We start from the raw sequence: 15,151 nt of genomic DNA on the forward strand, positions 1-15,151 counted from the left end.
AATATTTTTTACTAAAAAAATTATAACTTGTTTATTATTAAAACAAAGGTCAAGTTGCAAACATGCTAAGTCAACTATTTCAAAAGCCATCCACTGCGATGGTCGGAATTGATATCGGATCGCACTCTATCAAAGCAGTGCTTTTAAGTGAAATTGAAACGGGATTTCGACTAGAAGCACTTGCAATTGAACCTATGCCAAAAGGCGCAATGAGCGAGCGCTCTATTCAGGATATTGAAGCAATTGGTAACATAATTACAAAATTAAAAAGAAAACTACCAAAATCTTTAAAATCAGCGGCAGTGGCTGTATCAGGGCAAACCGTTATCACTAAAGTTATTTTTATGGATGTTTCATTAAGTGACGCTGAATTAGAGTCCCAAATTGAAATAGAAGCTGACAGCTTAATACCTTACCCTCTTGATGAAGTGAGTTTAGATTTTGAAAAGCTCTCTACCAACGAAGCCGACCCGAGTAAAATGAATGTGTTGTTATCTGCTGCGCGTACAGAAAGTGTTGAAGCCCGTGTGGGCGCACTTGAGGCGGCAAACTTAACCGCTAAAGTGGTTGATGTTGAAAGCTATGCGTTAAGTAGAGCAATGGATGTGTATTATCAGCAATTACCAAGTGACGCCTTTAATAAGTGTGTTGCTGTGGTAGATATTGGCGCTGTTTTAATGCTGGTCAGTGTTGTTCAAGCGGGAGAAACAATTTATACCCGTGACCAAGTATTTGGTGGCGACCAATATACTAACAGCATTGTGTCTTATTATAACAAAGGCTTTGATGAGGCTGAAATAGGCAAAACAACGGGTGACTTACCCCCTAATTATACCTTTGAAGTGCTGGCACCGTTTCAAACATCATTATTGCAACAAGTGCGCCGTGCGGTACAAATGTTTTTAACAACCACAGGTAAAGATCAAGTAGATTATATTGTGCTAACCGGCGGAACATCGATGATTGACGGTTTAGATAGGTTGTTAATTGAAGAGCTCGGTATTCATGCTGTGGTTGCTGAACCATTTGCAAATATGGAAGTTTCGCCAAAAGTAGACAGAAATGTAATGCAGCGAAATAGAACGCAGTTTGCAATTGCTACTGGTTTGGCATTAAGGAGCTTTTCATCATGCCACATATAAATCTATTGCCGTGGCGAGAGCTACAGCGTGAAGAATCAAAAAAGAAATTTATAACAATTTTAGTGGCCGTTGCAGTATTTTGTTTTTTAAGTATGTATTTACTTAGTTCTTTTTATGCGGGTTTAAAAGATGGTCAAAATTTAAAAAATAATTATTTAAGCTCAGAAATCAGCATGCTTGATAAAAAAATCAGTGAAATAAGAGGTTTAGATAGAAAAAAAGAAAACTTACAACAACGTATGCATTTGATTGAAGAGCTACAAAGCAGCCGTAATTTAGGTACTCAAATTATGGATGAAGTAGCTAAGATTGTTCCTCAAGGCGTGTATTTAACTAAGCTTGAGCGCCGTGGTAGTCAAATTGATGTAGTAGGGCGCAGTGAATCAAACAATCGTTTATCTACTATGCTGCGTCAGGTACAAGGCTCATATTTATTAGAAAGACCTACCATGCAAGGCATTGTGGCAGGCGATCAAACATCACGGTTACTCAGTGATTTTAATATGGAGTTTTACGTAAAACCATTTGATGAAATTGGTGAGGTAAGTGATGAACCTTGATTTAAAAGCCTTAAATGAAATAGATTGGAATGAAATTGAGCTCGACAACATTGGCGAGTGGCCCGTTGCAGTAAAAGCAATTTGTTGCTTATTTATAGCCGGTTTAGTGTTGTTTTTTAGTTATAGCCTATTGGTATCTGATGAAATAGACAGCTATCACAGCGCGGTAGCTAAAGAAGTAGAGCTACGCAGTACCTACAGAACAAAGTATGCCGTAGCCAGTAAGCTTGACATATACCGCGAGCAAATGGTTGAAATGGAAGATAAGTTTTCTAAACTACTAAAGCGATTACCTACCTCAAATGAAACCCCTGGCCTGTTAGACGATTTATCTTATGTAGGTACTACTAGCGGTTTAACATTTTTGAAAATTGGCTGGTTACCTGAAGTCGAAAAAGAGTTTTATACTGAGTTGCCAATTAAAATTGAAGTAATAGGCACTTACCATGAATTTGGTGAGTTTGTAGGAAAAGTAGCCCAATTACCACGAATTGTAAGTTTACATGACTTTTCGATTGTATCATCTGGCGAAAAGCAACTAACATTCAGTGTGGTAGCAAAAACATATCGTTATGAAGAAGGGGTTAAAAAGTGAGATTAGTCCCTTTATTATCATTGTCAGTTTTATTGTTGGCAGGTTGTAACGACGATACGTCTGAGCAAAAAGAATTTATTGACCAAGTTAAGGCAAGCACTACTGCTAAAGTAGAGGAAATACCTGAATTAACGCAGTTTGAACATTTTGAATATAATGCATCGCAGTTACGCAGCCCTTTTGTGGCTCCGCAGCCTGAAATTATTCAAAATAAACTAACGCAAGTTAAAAATTGTTTACACCCTGACCCTGATAGAGTGAGAGAGCCACTAGAAAAGTACCCGCTCGATAACTTATCAATGAAAGGTACATTAGGCTCTAACGGGCAAATGTGGGCACTGATCACCGCAGCGGATGAAACGCTGCATAGGGTAACTGTAAATAATTACTTAGGGACGTATGACGGTAAAGTTAAGTCTGTAAGTAGTGATTATGTAGAACTAGTTGAATTAATCCCTGATGGGTCGGGTTGTTGGAAAGAGCGGCTGACTAAATTGGAAATGTTAGAGGCGGCAAATAATGGCGCAAATTAATAATAAAAAAGGTAAAACACACATGCATAAGGATGTACTTTGGCATCATCGTTTTCAAACGATGTTATTTGTCATATTGGCTCTTTTTGTTGCAAAAACAGCCAGTGCAGCGCCGCTACTTTATGATGTACGTTATAACCCCTTGCTAAAAGGCGAGACAGAGTTACAACTTGTATTTGACGAAGAGCTAACACAACAACCTAAAATTCAAGTACACAACACACCAGCGCGCATAGAAATGCTATTTGATGGTGCAGAACTAGAACAGGGTCTTGAAAATGTGCCGGTCGATCACGCAGGTATTAACAGTGTAAGCAGCGTACTGACAGAGCAAGGCTTAAAAGTTACGGTAAATTTAGAGCGTTTAAAAATATACGAAACACAAGTTAATAATAACTTAGTGTCGTTGCGCGTATCTGATAACCCGCTTACTGAGCAAGCTTCTGATGAAAGCAGCAATGGTTATGATGCCTCAAGCGCTTATATTAATCGGATTCAATCTATTGATTTTCGCCGTGGTGAAAAAGGTGAAGCAAAAGTTTTAGTATTTTTACAAGACACGCAAGCTGCAATAGAAGTACATGAAAGTGGTGGAAAAATAATTGCAGAGTTTCATCACACAGATATTTTAGACGACTTACTGTATGAATTAGATGTGCTAGATTTTGGTGCTGTAGTAAGTACCATTGAAACCTTTAAAGAAGATAGCTTAAGCCGTGTAGTTATTGAGCCTAATGCTGCTTTTACCTTTACCTACCAGCAGATAGATAATATTTTAACGTTAACCATTGAAAAAGATGAAACGCAAAATGCCTATTTAGATGGCGGCAAGGAATATCAAGGTCGTCCAATGACCTTAAACTTCCAAGATATTTCGGTTAGAGCTGTACTGCAAATCATAGCGGGTTATAACGAGTTTAACTTAGTAACGAGTGACTCAGTAACCGGCAATATTACGCTTCGTTTAGATGGCGTTCCATGGGATCAAGCTTTAGATGTTGTACTGCGTATTAAAGGCCTTGATAAGCGCATGGATGGCTCTATATTGATGGTTGCGCCAGCTGAAGAGCTCGCTGCACGTGAAGCTAAAGATTTACTAGCAAAACAAAAGGTCGAGGATTTAGAGCCGCTTTACAGTGAGTATATTCGTTTAAACTACGCTAAGGCTGAAGATTTTGCGGATTTACTCAAAACCGATACTAACAGCATCATTTCTGCCCGAGGCAGTGTATCGGTTGACCAGCGTACCAATACATTACTTATTAAAGATACAGCGAAGAGCATTGAGAGTATTCGCCGTATGATTGAAACACTCGATATTCCAGTGCAACAGGTTGTTATTGAATCACGTATGGTAACAGTGCGCGATAACGTCACAGAAGATTTAGGCGTGCGTTGGGGGTTTAGTGATCAACAAGATAGCGATGGTATCTCTGGCTCGCTTGAAGGAGCTGAGTCTATCTCAAATGGCACTATTCCTGATTTATCAGACCGTCTTAATGTAAACCTACCTATTACTAACCCTGCGGCAAGTATTGGTTTACACATAGCTAAGTTGGCTAATGGCACTTTAATTGATTTAGAGCTTAGTGCTTTAGAAGAAGAAAATAAAGGTGAGATTATTGCGAGCCCGCGCATTACCGCAGCTAATCAGCAAAAAGCACGTATTGAGCAAGGTACTGAAATCCCCTATACCGAATCAGCCTCAAGTGGTGCTACTACTGTAAGCTTTAAAAAAGCGGTATTGAGCCTTGAGGTTACACCGCATATTACGCCTGATAACAAAGTTATTTTAGACTTAGTTATTACACAAGATACTCGTGGCGAAACGGTTCAAACCGGAACAGGTGAAGCGGTTTCTATAGACACTCAACAAATTGAAACACAAGTGCTGGTTGATAACGGCCAAACCGTTGTGCTGGGTGGTATTTTTCAGCAGCAAATAATTAATACCACAAATAAAGTACCTGTACTTGGTGATATTCCGTATGTTGGACGCTTATTTAAGAGCACCAGCGAGTTTAATGAGAAACGTGAATTACTTATTTTCGTGACACCGAAAATACAAATAGACTAAAATTTAGTGGTTTTATGTTCGTCAACGAGTGTTTATTGATAATAATTGCTCGTTATATGGCTTTTTATTGTAATAGACTTGAAATACCCGGCCAATTACTGAGATAATCCCCTCCTTAATTTTGGGGCCAGGTCGTTAGGCGGGGTTTTATTTCAAATTTTAGAGTTCGTTTGTACTAAAAGATATGGCTGAGAAACGTAATATATTTCTAGTTGGCCCCATGGGGGCTGGCAAAAGCACGATTGGTCGTCACATCGCTGACCAATTACACCTTGAATTTGTCGATTCTGATCAAGAAATCGAACGCCGTACCGGTGCAGATATTGCCTGGGTGTTTGATCTTGAGGGTGAAGAAGGCTTTAGACTTCGTGAAGAATCTGTTATTGGCGACTTAACCGAAATGCAAGGTATTGTACTTGCAACCGGTGGTGGTTCAGTAATGAGTAAAGAAGTTCGAAACAAGCTTTCGGCTCGTGGTATCGTTGTATACCTAGAGACACCTATAGAAAAGCAAGTTGCACGCACGCAACGCGACAAGCGTCGCCCATTACTGCAAACTGAAGAAGCACCTCGTAATGTACTAGAGCGCTTAGCAGAAGAACGCGAGCCACTATACAAAGAAGTTGCCGATTTTGTCGTACGCACCGATGAGCAAAGCGCTAAAGTTGTTGCTAACCAAATCATCGAGAAATTAGATTTTTAAAAACCGATAATAAAGGAAATAACAAAGCATGCTTGAATTAACTGTTAATTTGGACGAGCGAAGTTATCCTATTTTTATTGGTCAATCTGCACTTCAAGATAATGGCCGCCTTGTTCACCACATTGGTGATTGTCGGCCTATCATTATCACTAACGACACAGTTGCGCCTTTATATTTACAAGGACTGCTTGATTCGTTAGCTGATCTAGACCCTCTTTCTTTTGTCATTCCCGATGGTGAGCAATACAAGTCACTTGAATGGTTTGAGAAAATATCTGCTTTTTTATTGCAAAATAATTGCGGCCGAGACACATGCTTAATTGCACTAGGTGGCGGCGTTATTGGCGATTTAACAGGCTTTGTTGCTGCATGTTATCAGCGCGGTGTACCGTTTATTCAAATTCCGACCACGGTACTATCACAAGTTGACTCCTCTGTAGGGGGCAAAACAGCGGTAAATCACCCACTGGGTAAAAACATGATTGGGGCGTTTTATCAGCCGCAAGCGGTTTTTATTGATACTAATTCACTTCACACTTTACCGGCGCGCGAATTTGCTGCGGGTATGGCCGAAGTTATTAAGTATGGTTTAATTTACGATACCGAGCTATTTGCTTTTATTGAGCAAAATGTAGAAAAGCTACAGCAACTAGATGAAGCAAGTTTGCAGCATATTATTTATAGATGTTGTGAAATTAAAGCGCTTATCGTGGCGCAAGATGAAAAAGAAAATGGCCTTCGTGCATTACTCAACTTAGGGCATACCTTTGCGCATGCAATTGAAGCGCAAATGGGATACGGTGTATGGCTACATGGCGAGGCTGTTGCTACCGGAATGGTACTTGCTGCTAAATTAGCGCATACACGCGGTGATTTATCGCAAACTGAGGTAGATAGAATTGTAACGCTACTCAAGCTTTATAATTTACCGACTGAGATCCCAAGTGAAATGACTGCTGAGCAGTTTTTAATGCATATGCGTAAAGACAAAAAAAATAAAAAAGGCACTATCCGCTTTATTTTACCTACTCAATTTGGTCAATGCGCATTGGTAGATGACGTATCAGACGACCAAGTTAGAGCGTTAATCGAGCAATAATGCAGGCGCAAATTTTACCAAGCCGTGCGGCGTTGGTGGATAGAATCGCTCTGCAATTTGAATACGGGCAAAACTTAATTGTATTACTAGGCACCTCTGGCTTAGGCAAAAGTTATATGCTCGAAACCTTTATCACCGACAAATACAACAGTTTTAATAAAGCATTTGTACAAGTAAGTGCCAATGTAAATGATGTATCACTGATGAGTGATATATTAGAGCAAAGCTTTAACTCTCCGCTGATTGATCACGATTTATCGTTAAGTGAAAACTTTTACCAGCTGTTGCAGCAGCAGCCGTGTGAGGCCTGTTTATGGGTGCTCGATAATGCAAGGCACCTATCTGAAGAGCTATTACAGGAGTTAGAGTTACTTGCCAAAAACAGCCCTGTAACGCTTTATATCATGCTAGCTTCGCAATCAAAGCTGGCAATTAATAATGCCGTTGAAATTTACTTAGAGCCTTTGTCTGCACATGAATCTAAACAGCTAATGAGCTGGTATTTTCCTAATTTACCGTACGATGAAGACCCCGTATTTAGTGCATTTTTAAATGAAGCGAAAGGCAACCCCAGCTTATTATTAGCATGGCAGCCAACCGAGCATGTGGCTGATATTGTAAAAAAAGATAAAGTGTCGTGGCGAGTACACTTAATCTCGTTGTTAATTATAATTATGCTACTTATCATTGGTTTGCTGTATAAAAATGACATGACCCAGTGGTGGCAAACGTACTATCAAAATCAACAAAGCCAAGGCATAGATACCGCTATTCCTGCTTCTAAAATTACCGCTATCCCAAGCGCGAATAAAGAAGTCAGTAATGACAATTCTGATATTTCAAAAGCGGATTTGCCTTTAGAGGCGGTCAGCGATAAATCACAAGAGAATGTAGCGCCTCATAAAAACGATGTGCCGGCGATAATGCAAAGCCTAACGCACCAAGCTCAACAAAGCGCTCAGAGTGAGCAAAGCGAAGCGTTACCACAAAGCTTAAACACTCCTGAGACTATTGAGCCAATTGAAAGTGACGATAAAGAAAGCCCGCAGCCTAAAACCTCAAATAACGTATCAGATAACGCTTGGTATTTAGCTCAGCCAGATAATAATACAACTGTGCAGCTGCTAGCCGTTACACAGGAAAAAATCACCCGTGAGTTTATTATTCAACATAATTTAAGCCAGCGCGCTAAGGTATATCAAACTAAGCGAAATAATAAAGTGTGGTGGGTGGTTACTATTGGCAGTTATGCATCACTCGCTGATGCTAAAAGTGCGTTGTCTGCCTTGTCGAGCGCGCTTAGAAAGAACAAGCCTTTTTATAAAAAAATCAGCAAAATAAAACAAGAAATTGCACGACTTGATCAGTAAACTGACTCACTTTAGTGTAAAATCGCGCTACAGCAGATTGAAGTTAAGAACCAATGCAACAAAAGAGTAGAGCCTTCCTTAAATGGGCTGGCGGTAAATACAGCCTAGTTGAAGATATTAATGCACGTTTATCTCAAGCCAGCAAACACGCTGAAACCTTGGTAGAACCTTTTGTAGGTGCAGGCTCGGTATTTTTAAATAGTAATTTTAAACACTATTTACTCAACGACATCAATGCTGATTTAATTAACTTATACAAAGAGCTCAAGCGCTCGCCTGATGAGTTTATAAGTGACTCTAAAAAACTATTTGTTGATTTAAATAACCACCCAGACGCTTACTACGAATACCGTGTACAGTTTAATAAAAGCAATGATGTATATGAGCGCGCAATGCTCTTTTTATACATGAATCGCCATGGTTACAATGGGCTGTGTAGGTATAACCTCAAAGGCATTTTTAACGTGCCATTTGGTAAATATAAAAAGCCTTATTTTCCAGAAAAAGAAATGTATTTTTTTGCCGAAAAAGCACAAAAAGCCACATTTACCTGCCTAAGCTACGATGATGTATTTAAGCTTGTGCCAAACAATGCGGTTATTTATTGCGATCCGCCTTATGTACCGCTAAGTAAAACAGCGTCGTTTACCTCTTATGCTAAAGGCGGGTTTAATTTAGACGATCAAGCAAACTTGGCAAACTTAGCCGAGCAAGCCGCGTTTGAAAACAATACCCCAGTGCTTATATCTAATCACGATACCGTATGGACGCGAAAAATTTATAGCCAAGCTACACTTGGTAAAATTCAGGTAAAACGTACTATCAGCCCTAAAGGTGGATCACGCAACAAGGTTGACGAGCTAATGGCTATGTATTTAGCACCCAAGCAACCACTGCGTAAATTGTCACTACAAAAATAACAAAAAACAGCACAGCTAAAGCAATAATAAAAAGAGGGGAGTGTTGCTGGAAGTCGGCTTGGCGTTTGTGCTCTGATTGCACACCAAAAAATGCTGCTAGCACACTTTGCAACGCGCTAATAAAGTGCAGCATTATTTAAAATAGAGGTTTTATTGAAGGCGTATTCTTAGCGTCTTCTGAGCTAGTTAATAGCTCTAATAAATCTAAATAATGAAACTGCGCACTGCGGCTATCGCCTGTTAGCCACGAAAACCACGATGAGTCTTCTTCTACTTTCGCACACGTTAAGGTATTTGAAGCGTTTTTACTACTTGCCTGATGCTGACAATTGCTAACTAAGCTTAATTCTTGCTCAGAACTTGGCGCAAAACTAAATGCCCCAATAAATAACAATGCCGACGCAATTAAGATCCCTGTTTTAAATGCACGCATAATATTAGCCTAAAATTAAGTTACTCCTTTAATAATAACAAAAGCTGTATAAATAACAAACTAATATTTATCTGTAATAGCTAAGGCCTGTTGAAACTTATGAGTTAAAGTGTGTTCTCAAGCTAAGAGTTTTTAAATCGCGCCCCGAAGTTTGTAATCGAGTGGGCACAATAACTGCTCTTGCGTTAATCTAATAGCTTACATCATGTAAGCAAAGCTTGTGTGTCCTACTCACGGCCTTGCCAAAAATTAAACACGCTGCCCAAAACTCAAGCATTAAAGCTCAACACGCCCTAAAGCTTTTTATAAATAAATACTTATATATTTAAATCGAAATTTTAGTTATGCCTAATTTACAGTGTATTACTTGGGAAACTTCAGCATTTACGGTACATTAAGGCATACTTTACTGATTGACGGATTACTATGTTAAACCCTGAACAAAAATACTTAATTGCGCCTTCTATTTTGTCTGCCGATTTTGCAAAATTAGGCGAAGATGTGGATAAAGTACTCGCTGCAGGCGCTGATGTAGTACATTTTGATGTCATGGACAATCACTACGTGCCTAATCTCACTATTGGGCCTATGGTGTGTAAAGCGCTTAGAGATTACGGTGTAACAGCGCCTATAGATGTGCACCTAATGGTAAAACCAGTCGATAGTATAATTCCTTTGTTTGCAGAGGCCGGCGCATCAATAATTACTTTTCACCCTGAGGCCAGCGAGCATATAGACCGCACCATACAGCTCATTAAAGACCATGGTTGTAAAGCAGGCTTAGTATTTAACCCTGCCACTAGCCTTAGCTACCTCGATCACGTTATTGATAAGCTAGATACTATTTTATTAATGTCGGTAAACCCAGGCTATGGCGGCCAAAGCTTTATTCCCCACACCCTTGAAAAACTAGCTCAAGCAAAGCAGCGTATAGTTGAGTCGGGTCGTGATATTCGCCTAGAATTAGATGGTGGTATTAAAGTTGATAACATAGCCGCAGCAGCGCAAGCAGGTGCCGATATGTTTGTAGCAGGGTCTGCTATTTTTAATGAGCCTGATTACAAAGTTGTTATTGATCAAATGCGTGAGCAGTTAGGAAACGTAAAGTAATGAAATATGATGTAGCTTTGTTCGACCTTGACGGCACACTTGTTGATAGCGTTTACGATTTATACCTAGCAGTAAACTTAACACTGAGTGATTTAGCGTTTCCTATTGTTAGCCAAAGCTTGGTTGAAAGCTGGATAGGCAACGGTATTGAAACCCTAGTCAAACGTGCACTCAGCGGCGATATGCAAATTAGCGAACATTTAGAGGAAGCGCTTAGTGCAAAAGCCATTGCCTTATTTTACCAACATTATGAGCAGCTAGTGGGCAAGTATAGTGTGTTGTATCAGCATGTAGAAACAGGGCTCAGTGCTTTGCGGGGCATGCCAAAAGCACTTGTTACTAATAAGGCGCGTCTATTTACCGAGCTACTACTTGATAAGCTTTCCCTTACCAGTCACTTTGAAGTGATAGTGTGTGGAGACGATATGGCTAAAAAGCCTTCACCAGCGCCTTTATTGTATGCATGTAAAAAGCTGAATGTTGAGCCGAGTAAGGCTATTATGATTGGCGATTCAAAAAGCGATATATTGGCAGCACATGCCGCTAAAATTGATGTAATAGCGGTGGATTATGGTTATAACCAAGGCGAAAATCTTGAGGATTATAATCCACAGTACCTATGCGATAACTTCTTAGATATAATACCAACACTAACACAGCGTTAAAATTTTTAATTAACTAAACAGTAAAGGAAAATCATGAGTAAACCAGTAGTTTTAAGTGGCATTCAGCCAACCGGTGGTATGACAATAGGCAACTATGTTGGCGCTATTAACCAGTGGCTAAAGCTACAGGAAGACCACGAAAGTTTCTTTATGCTTGTTGATTTACACGCGATTACTGTTCGCCAAGAGCCTGAACTTCTTCGCTCTCGTGTATTAGATGGTATAGCGTTATACGCGGCATGTGGCATAGACCCTGAAAAATCGGCCTTATTTGTACAGTCGCAAGTGCCAGAACACGCGCAGTTAGCATGGGTGCTAAATTGTTATGCGCAAATGGGCGAGCTTAACCGCATGACCCAGTTTAAAGACAAGTCATCTAAGCATGCTAACAATGTAAACGTCGGTTTATTTTCGTACCCAGTATTGCAAGCAGCGGATATTTTATTATACCAAGCTGACCAAGTACCGGTAGGGGATGACCAAAAGCAGCACTTAGAGCTAACGCGTGATATAGCTACACGCTTTAATAATTTATACGGTGACGTATTTAAGTTACCTGAGCCATATATTCCCGAATTTGGCGCACGTGTAATGAGCCTTCAGGATCCGCTCAAAAAAATGTCTAAGTCTGACGAAAACCCTAATGGCTACATCATGCTATTAGATGAGCCTAAAAAGATTGAGAAAAAGCTTAAAAAAGCAGTAACCGATTCAGACGAGCAAGCGCGTATTTACTTTGACCGTGCTGAAAAGCCAGGCGTTTCTAATTTACTTACTTTATTAAGCGTAGCCACTAAGCGCTCAATTGAAGACTTAGTGCCAGAGTATGAAGATAAAATGTATGGCCACCTGAAAAAAGACACAGCCGATGCAGTTGTTAGCATGATTGAGCCAATCCAAGCACGTTTTAAAGAGATCAGAGAAGATCAAAACCTACTTGATAGCATCATGAAATCAGGCGCAGAAAAAGCCAGTGTACGTGCAGAAAAAACACTTAAATCGGTTTACGATGCACTAGGGTTTATTCCTCGTACATAAATTAGTATAAGCAAATAAAAATGCCGCTAAATTTAGCGGCATTTTTGTGACTTTTAATGAATACTTTTTATTATCTATCTTAAAGCAATGGCTTTAGGTAATGCCCAGTATGCGAGCGTTCACATTCGGCTACTTCTTCAGGCGTGCCTGCAATGAGTATTTCACCGCCGCCAGCGCCCCCTTCAGGGCCTAAATCAACCACCCAGTCTGCGGTTTTAACCACATCTAAGTTATGCTCAATTACCACAATGGTATTACCATGATCGCGCAGGCGATGTAATACCACAAGTAGTTGTTCAATATCGGCAAAGTGAAGGCCGGTTGTTGGCTCATCAAGTATATACAGTGTTTTACCTGTATCGCGTTTAGATAGCTCACGAGCCAGTTTTACACGTTGTGCTTCACCACCAGAGAGCGTGGTAGCAGCTTGCCCCAAACGAATATACGATAAACCAACGTCCATTAGCGTTTTAAGTTTACGCGCTATTGCAGGTATTTTATCAAAGTAGTCGTGCGCGTCTTCAACGGTCATTTCGAGCACTTGGTGAATGTTTTTACCTTTGTATTGTACTTCTAAGGTTTCGCGGTTATAGCGCGCGCCCTTACATACATCACACGGTACATATACATCAGGTAAAAAGTGCATTTCTACTTTAATTACACCATCACCTTGGCAGGCTTCACAGCGCCCGCCTTTCACGTTAAAGCTAAAGCGACCTACTTTATAGCCGCGAGAGCGGGCTTCTTGTGTCCCTGCAAATAACTCACGAATACCGGTAAAAATACCTGTGTAGGTTGCAGGGTTTGAGCGCGGTGTGCGACCAATTGGGCTTTGGTCAATATCAATCACTTTGTCAAAATGATCAAGGCCACTAATTGATTTGTAAGGCGCGGCTTCTGCTGTGGTCGCGCCATTAAGCTCAGTATGCGCAAGCTTAAAGAGTGTATCGTTAATGAGCGTTGATTTACCTGAGCCCGATACCCCTGTAATACAGGTTAATAAGCCAAATGGAATTTTTAAATCTACATTTTTTAGGTTATTCCCTGTTGCGCCAAATAGCTCAAGCCATTTTTCGCTGGTTGGGTTACGCTCTTGTGGCACTTCTATTTTGCGCACGCCTGATAAAAACTGGCCAGTTACTGAGTCTTTAGTGGCTAAAATATCGTCACGTGTACCTTGTGCAATAATATGTCCGCCGTGTACACCCGCACCTGGGCCAATATCAATAATGTGATCGGCTGCGCGAATCGCGTCTTCGTCGTGCTCAACAACAATAACGGTATTACCTAAGTCGCGTAAATGTACCAATGTTTGTAATAAACGGTCGTTATCGCGCTGGTGTAAACCAATTGATGGTTCATCCAGTACGTACATTACGCCCACAAGGCCTGCACCTATTTGGCTGGCTAAACGAATACGCTGGGCTTCACCACCTGAGAGGGTATCGGCACTGCGCTCAAGTGATAAGTAATTAAGGCCTACATTAATTAAAAACGATAAGCGGTCGCGAATTTCTTTCAGGATCTTTTCAGCTATTTGGGCTTTTTGGCCTGTTAGTGATAGCCCTTCAAAAAAGTCCATCGCTTCGCCAATACTCATAGTCGTAATAGCAGGTAGGTTTGTTTGACCTATAAATACGTGGCGTGCTTCTTGGCGTAAACGCGAGCCATGACAACTAGGACACGCTTGGCTAGTTTGATATTTAGCGAGTTCTTCACGCACTGAGTTTGACTCAGTTTCGCGATAGCGACGGTTCATGTTGTTTAACACGCCTTCAAACTCGTGGTTGCGTGTTATTAAATCGCCTCTGTCGTTACGGTAGTTAAAGGCTATTTTTGTTTGCCCTGAGCCTTCTAAAATAATTTTTTTCGATTCTTTAGCCAGCTTTTCAAATGGCACATCTAAATCAAAGTTATAGTGCTCGGCGACCGCCTGTAGCATTTGAAAATAATAAAAGCTGCGTTTATCCCAGCCTTTAATAGCACCACCGGCAAGGCTGAGCTCAGGGTTATGTACCACACGGTTAGGATCAAAGTATTGGCGTACGCCTAAACCATCACAGCTTTGACACGCACCGGCAGGGTTATTAAACGAAAATAAACGCGGTTCTAATTCGGTCATTGCGTAGCCACAGGTAGGGCAGGCAAAATTTGCCGAGAACAGCATTTCTTCTATCGTGCTGTCGTCCATGTAGGCTACATTTGCCACACCTCCAGACATCTCTAGTGCGGTTTCGAACGACTCTGCTAAACGCTGCTGTTGGCCATCTTTTACTTTAAAGCGGTCAACCACCACTTCAATAGTGTGTTTTTTATGAAGCTCAAGTGTTGGCGGATCTGATAAGTCGCATACTTCGCCGTCTATACGAGCGCGAATGTAGCCTTGGCTTGCAAGTTGCTCAAGTAATTTAACGTGCTCACCTTTACGATCTTTAACTACTGGCGCTAAAAGCATCAGCTTAGTGCCCTCTGGCAGTGCTAAAACGGTATCAACCATTTGGCTAATTGTTTGTGCTGCAAGTGGTAAGTCGTGGGTTGGGCACCGTGGTTCGCCCACGCGGGCAAACATTAAACGCAAGTAATCGTATATTTCGGTAATGGTACCCACTGTTGAGCGAGGATTGTGCGATGTAGATTTTTGCTCAATAGAAATGGCGGGAGAGAGGCCTTCAATATGATCAACGTCAGGCTTTTCCATTAACGATAAAAATTGCCTTGCGTAGGCAGAAAGTGACTCAACATAACGACGCTGTCCTTCTGCATATAAAGTATCAAATGCCAGTGATGACTTTCCCGAACCAGATAGGCCTGTGATAACAATTAATTTATCACGTGGGATGGTTAGGCTGATGTCTTTTAAATTGTGCGTACGGGCGCCTCGGACTTCAATGTTTTCCATGCTATCT

Annotated in this window: 15 protein-coding genes; 12 read left to right on the forward strand and 3 right to left on the reverse strand. The window is 40.7% G+C overall.

The window, feature by feature from the left end; genetic code table 11:
• Nucleotides 1-62: 62 nt before the first annotated feature.
• The 9 genes from PSI06_RS00765 to PSI06_RS00805 all read left to right on the forward strand — a co-directional run bounded on the left by PSI06_RS00765 (nt 63) and on the right by PSI06_RS00805 (nt 8,999).
• On the forward strand, nt 63-1,142 hold the full coding sequence (locus PSI06_RS00765) for a pilus assembly protein PilM (protein WP_004589345.1): 1,080 nt from the start codon (nt 63-65) through the stop codon (nt 1,140-1,142).
• Entirely contained in the window at nt 1,130-1,702 is a 573-nt protein-coding gene (locus PSI06_RS00770) for a PilN domain-containing protein (RefSeq protein ID WP_004589346.1), read from the forward strand. The genes PSI06_RS00765 and PSI06_RS00770 overlap by 13 nt, the downstream gene beginning before the upstream one ends.
• Nucleotides 1,692-2,297: a type 4a pilus biogenesis protein PilO gene (locus PSI06_RS00775; RefSeq protein ID WP_029771863.1), complete on the forward strand. Its 606-nt coding sequence runs from the start codon at nt 1,692-1,694 to the stop codon at nt 2,295-2,297. The genes PSI06_RS00770 and PSI06_RS00775 overlap by 11 nt, the downstream gene beginning before the upstream one ends.
• Nucleotides 2,294-2,830 carry a pilus assembly protein PilP gene (locus tag PSI06_RS00780; protein WP_004589348.1) on the forward strand — a complete coding sequence of 179 codons (537 nt, stop codon included), beginning with the start codon at nt 2,294-2,296 and terminating at the stop codon, nt 2,828-2,830. The genes PSI06_RS00775 and PSI06_RS00780 overlap by 4 nt, the downstream gene beginning before the upstream one ends.
• A complete protein-coding gene (locus PSI06_RS00785; RefSeq protein WP_273604969.1) occupies nt 2,817-4,907 on the forward strand; it encodes a type IV pilus secretin PilQ in 2,091 nt (696 codons plus the stop codon). Before PSI06_RS00780 ends, PSI06_RS00785 begins: the two co-directional genes overlap by 14 nt.
• 184 nt (nt 4,908-5,091) lie before the next feature.
• Complete coding sequence (gene aroK, locus PSI06_RS00790) at nt 5,092-5,610, forward strand: shikimate kinase AroK (protein ID WP_004589350.1); 519 nt, start codon at nt 5,092-5,094, stop codon at nt 5,608-5,610.
• Nucleotides 5,611-5,638: 28 nt separating this feature from the next.
• Complete coding sequence (gene aroB / locus PSI06_RS00795) at nt 5,639-6,709, forward strand: 3-dehydroquinate synthase (RefSeq protein WP_024032528.1); 1,071 nt, start codon at nt 5,639-5,641, stop codon at nt 6,707-6,709.
• On the forward strand, nt 6,709-8,079 hold the full coding sequence (locus tag PSI06_RS00800) for an SPOR domain-containing protein (RefSeq protein ID WP_273603442.1): 1,371 nt from the start codon (nt 6,709-6,711) through the stop codon (nt 8,077-8,079). Before aroB ends, PSI06_RS00800 begins: the two co-directional genes overlap by 1 nt.
• Nucleotides 8,080-8,132: 53 nt before the next feature.
• A complete protein-coding gene (locus tag PSI06_RS00805) occupies nt 8,133-8,999 on the forward strand; it encodes a Dam family site-specific DNA-(adenine-N6)-methyltransferase (RefSeq protein ID WP_004589353.1) in 867 nt (288 codons plus the stop codon).
• Here PSI06_RS00805 and PSI06_RS00810 read toward each other — a convergent pair.
• On the reverse strand, nt 8,947-9,132 hold the full coding sequence (locus PSI06_RS00810; RefSeq protein ID WP_024032525.1) for a DUF2970 domain-containing protein: 186 nt from the start codon (nt 9,130-9,132) through the stop codon (nt 8,947-8,949). The two genes, PSI06_RS00805 and PSI06_RS00810, sit on opposite strands and share 53 nt — an antisense overlap.
• Nucleotides 9,133-9,135: 3 nt before the next feature.
• Complete coding sequence (locus tag PSI06_RS00815; RefSeq protein WP_273603443.1) at nt 9,136-9,432, reverse strand: hypothetical protein; 297 nt, start codon at nt 9,430-9,432, stop codon at nt 9,136-9,138.
• A gap of 426 nt (nt 9,433-9,858) precedes the next feature.
• Between PSI06_RS00815 and rpe the strand changes: the two genes are divergently transcribed.
• From rpe to trpS, 3 genes are read left to right on the forward strand one after another with little or no spacing between them, the layout of a single operon-like run.
• Entirely contained in the window at nt 9,859-10,542 is a 684-nt protein-coding gene (rpe, locus tag PSI06_RS00820; RefSeq protein WP_273603444.1) for a ribulose-phosphate 3-epimerase, read from the forward strand.
• On the forward strand, nt 10,542-11,207 hold the full coding sequence (locus PSI06_RS00825; RefSeq protein ID WP_273603445.1) for a phosphoglycolate phosphatase: 666 nt from the start codon (nt 10,542-10,544) through the stop codon (nt 11,205-11,207). The genes rpe and PSI06_RS00825 overlap by 1 nt, the downstream gene beginning before the upstream one ends.
• A 33-nt stretch (nt 11,208-11,240) precedes the next feature.
• The gene (gene trpS / locus PSI06_RS00830) at nt 11,241-12,245 is read left to right on the forward strand and encodes a tryptophan--tRNA ligase (protein WP_004589358.1); all 1,005 of its coding nucleotides are present in this window, start codon (nt 11,241-11,243) and stop codon (nt 12,243-12,245) included.
• 79 nt (nt 12,246-12,324) lie between these two features.
• On the opposite strand, the gene uvrA is transcribed toward trpS, so the two are convergent.
• Complete coding sequence (gene uvrA, locus PSI06_RS00835) at nt 12,325-15,144, reverse strand: excinuclease ABC subunit UvrA (RefSeq protein ID WP_273603470.1); 2,820 nt, start codon at nt 15,142-15,144, stop codon at nt 12,325-12,327.
• Between the last annotated feature and the right edge of the window lie 7 nt (nt 15,145-15,151).

The sequence above is a fragment of the Pseudoalteromonas sp. GABNS16E genome (assembly GCF_028598715.1).
GTDB lineage: Bacteria > Pseudomonadota > Gammaproteobacteria > Enterobacterales > Alteromonadaceae > Pseudoalteromonas > Pseudoalteromonas atlantica.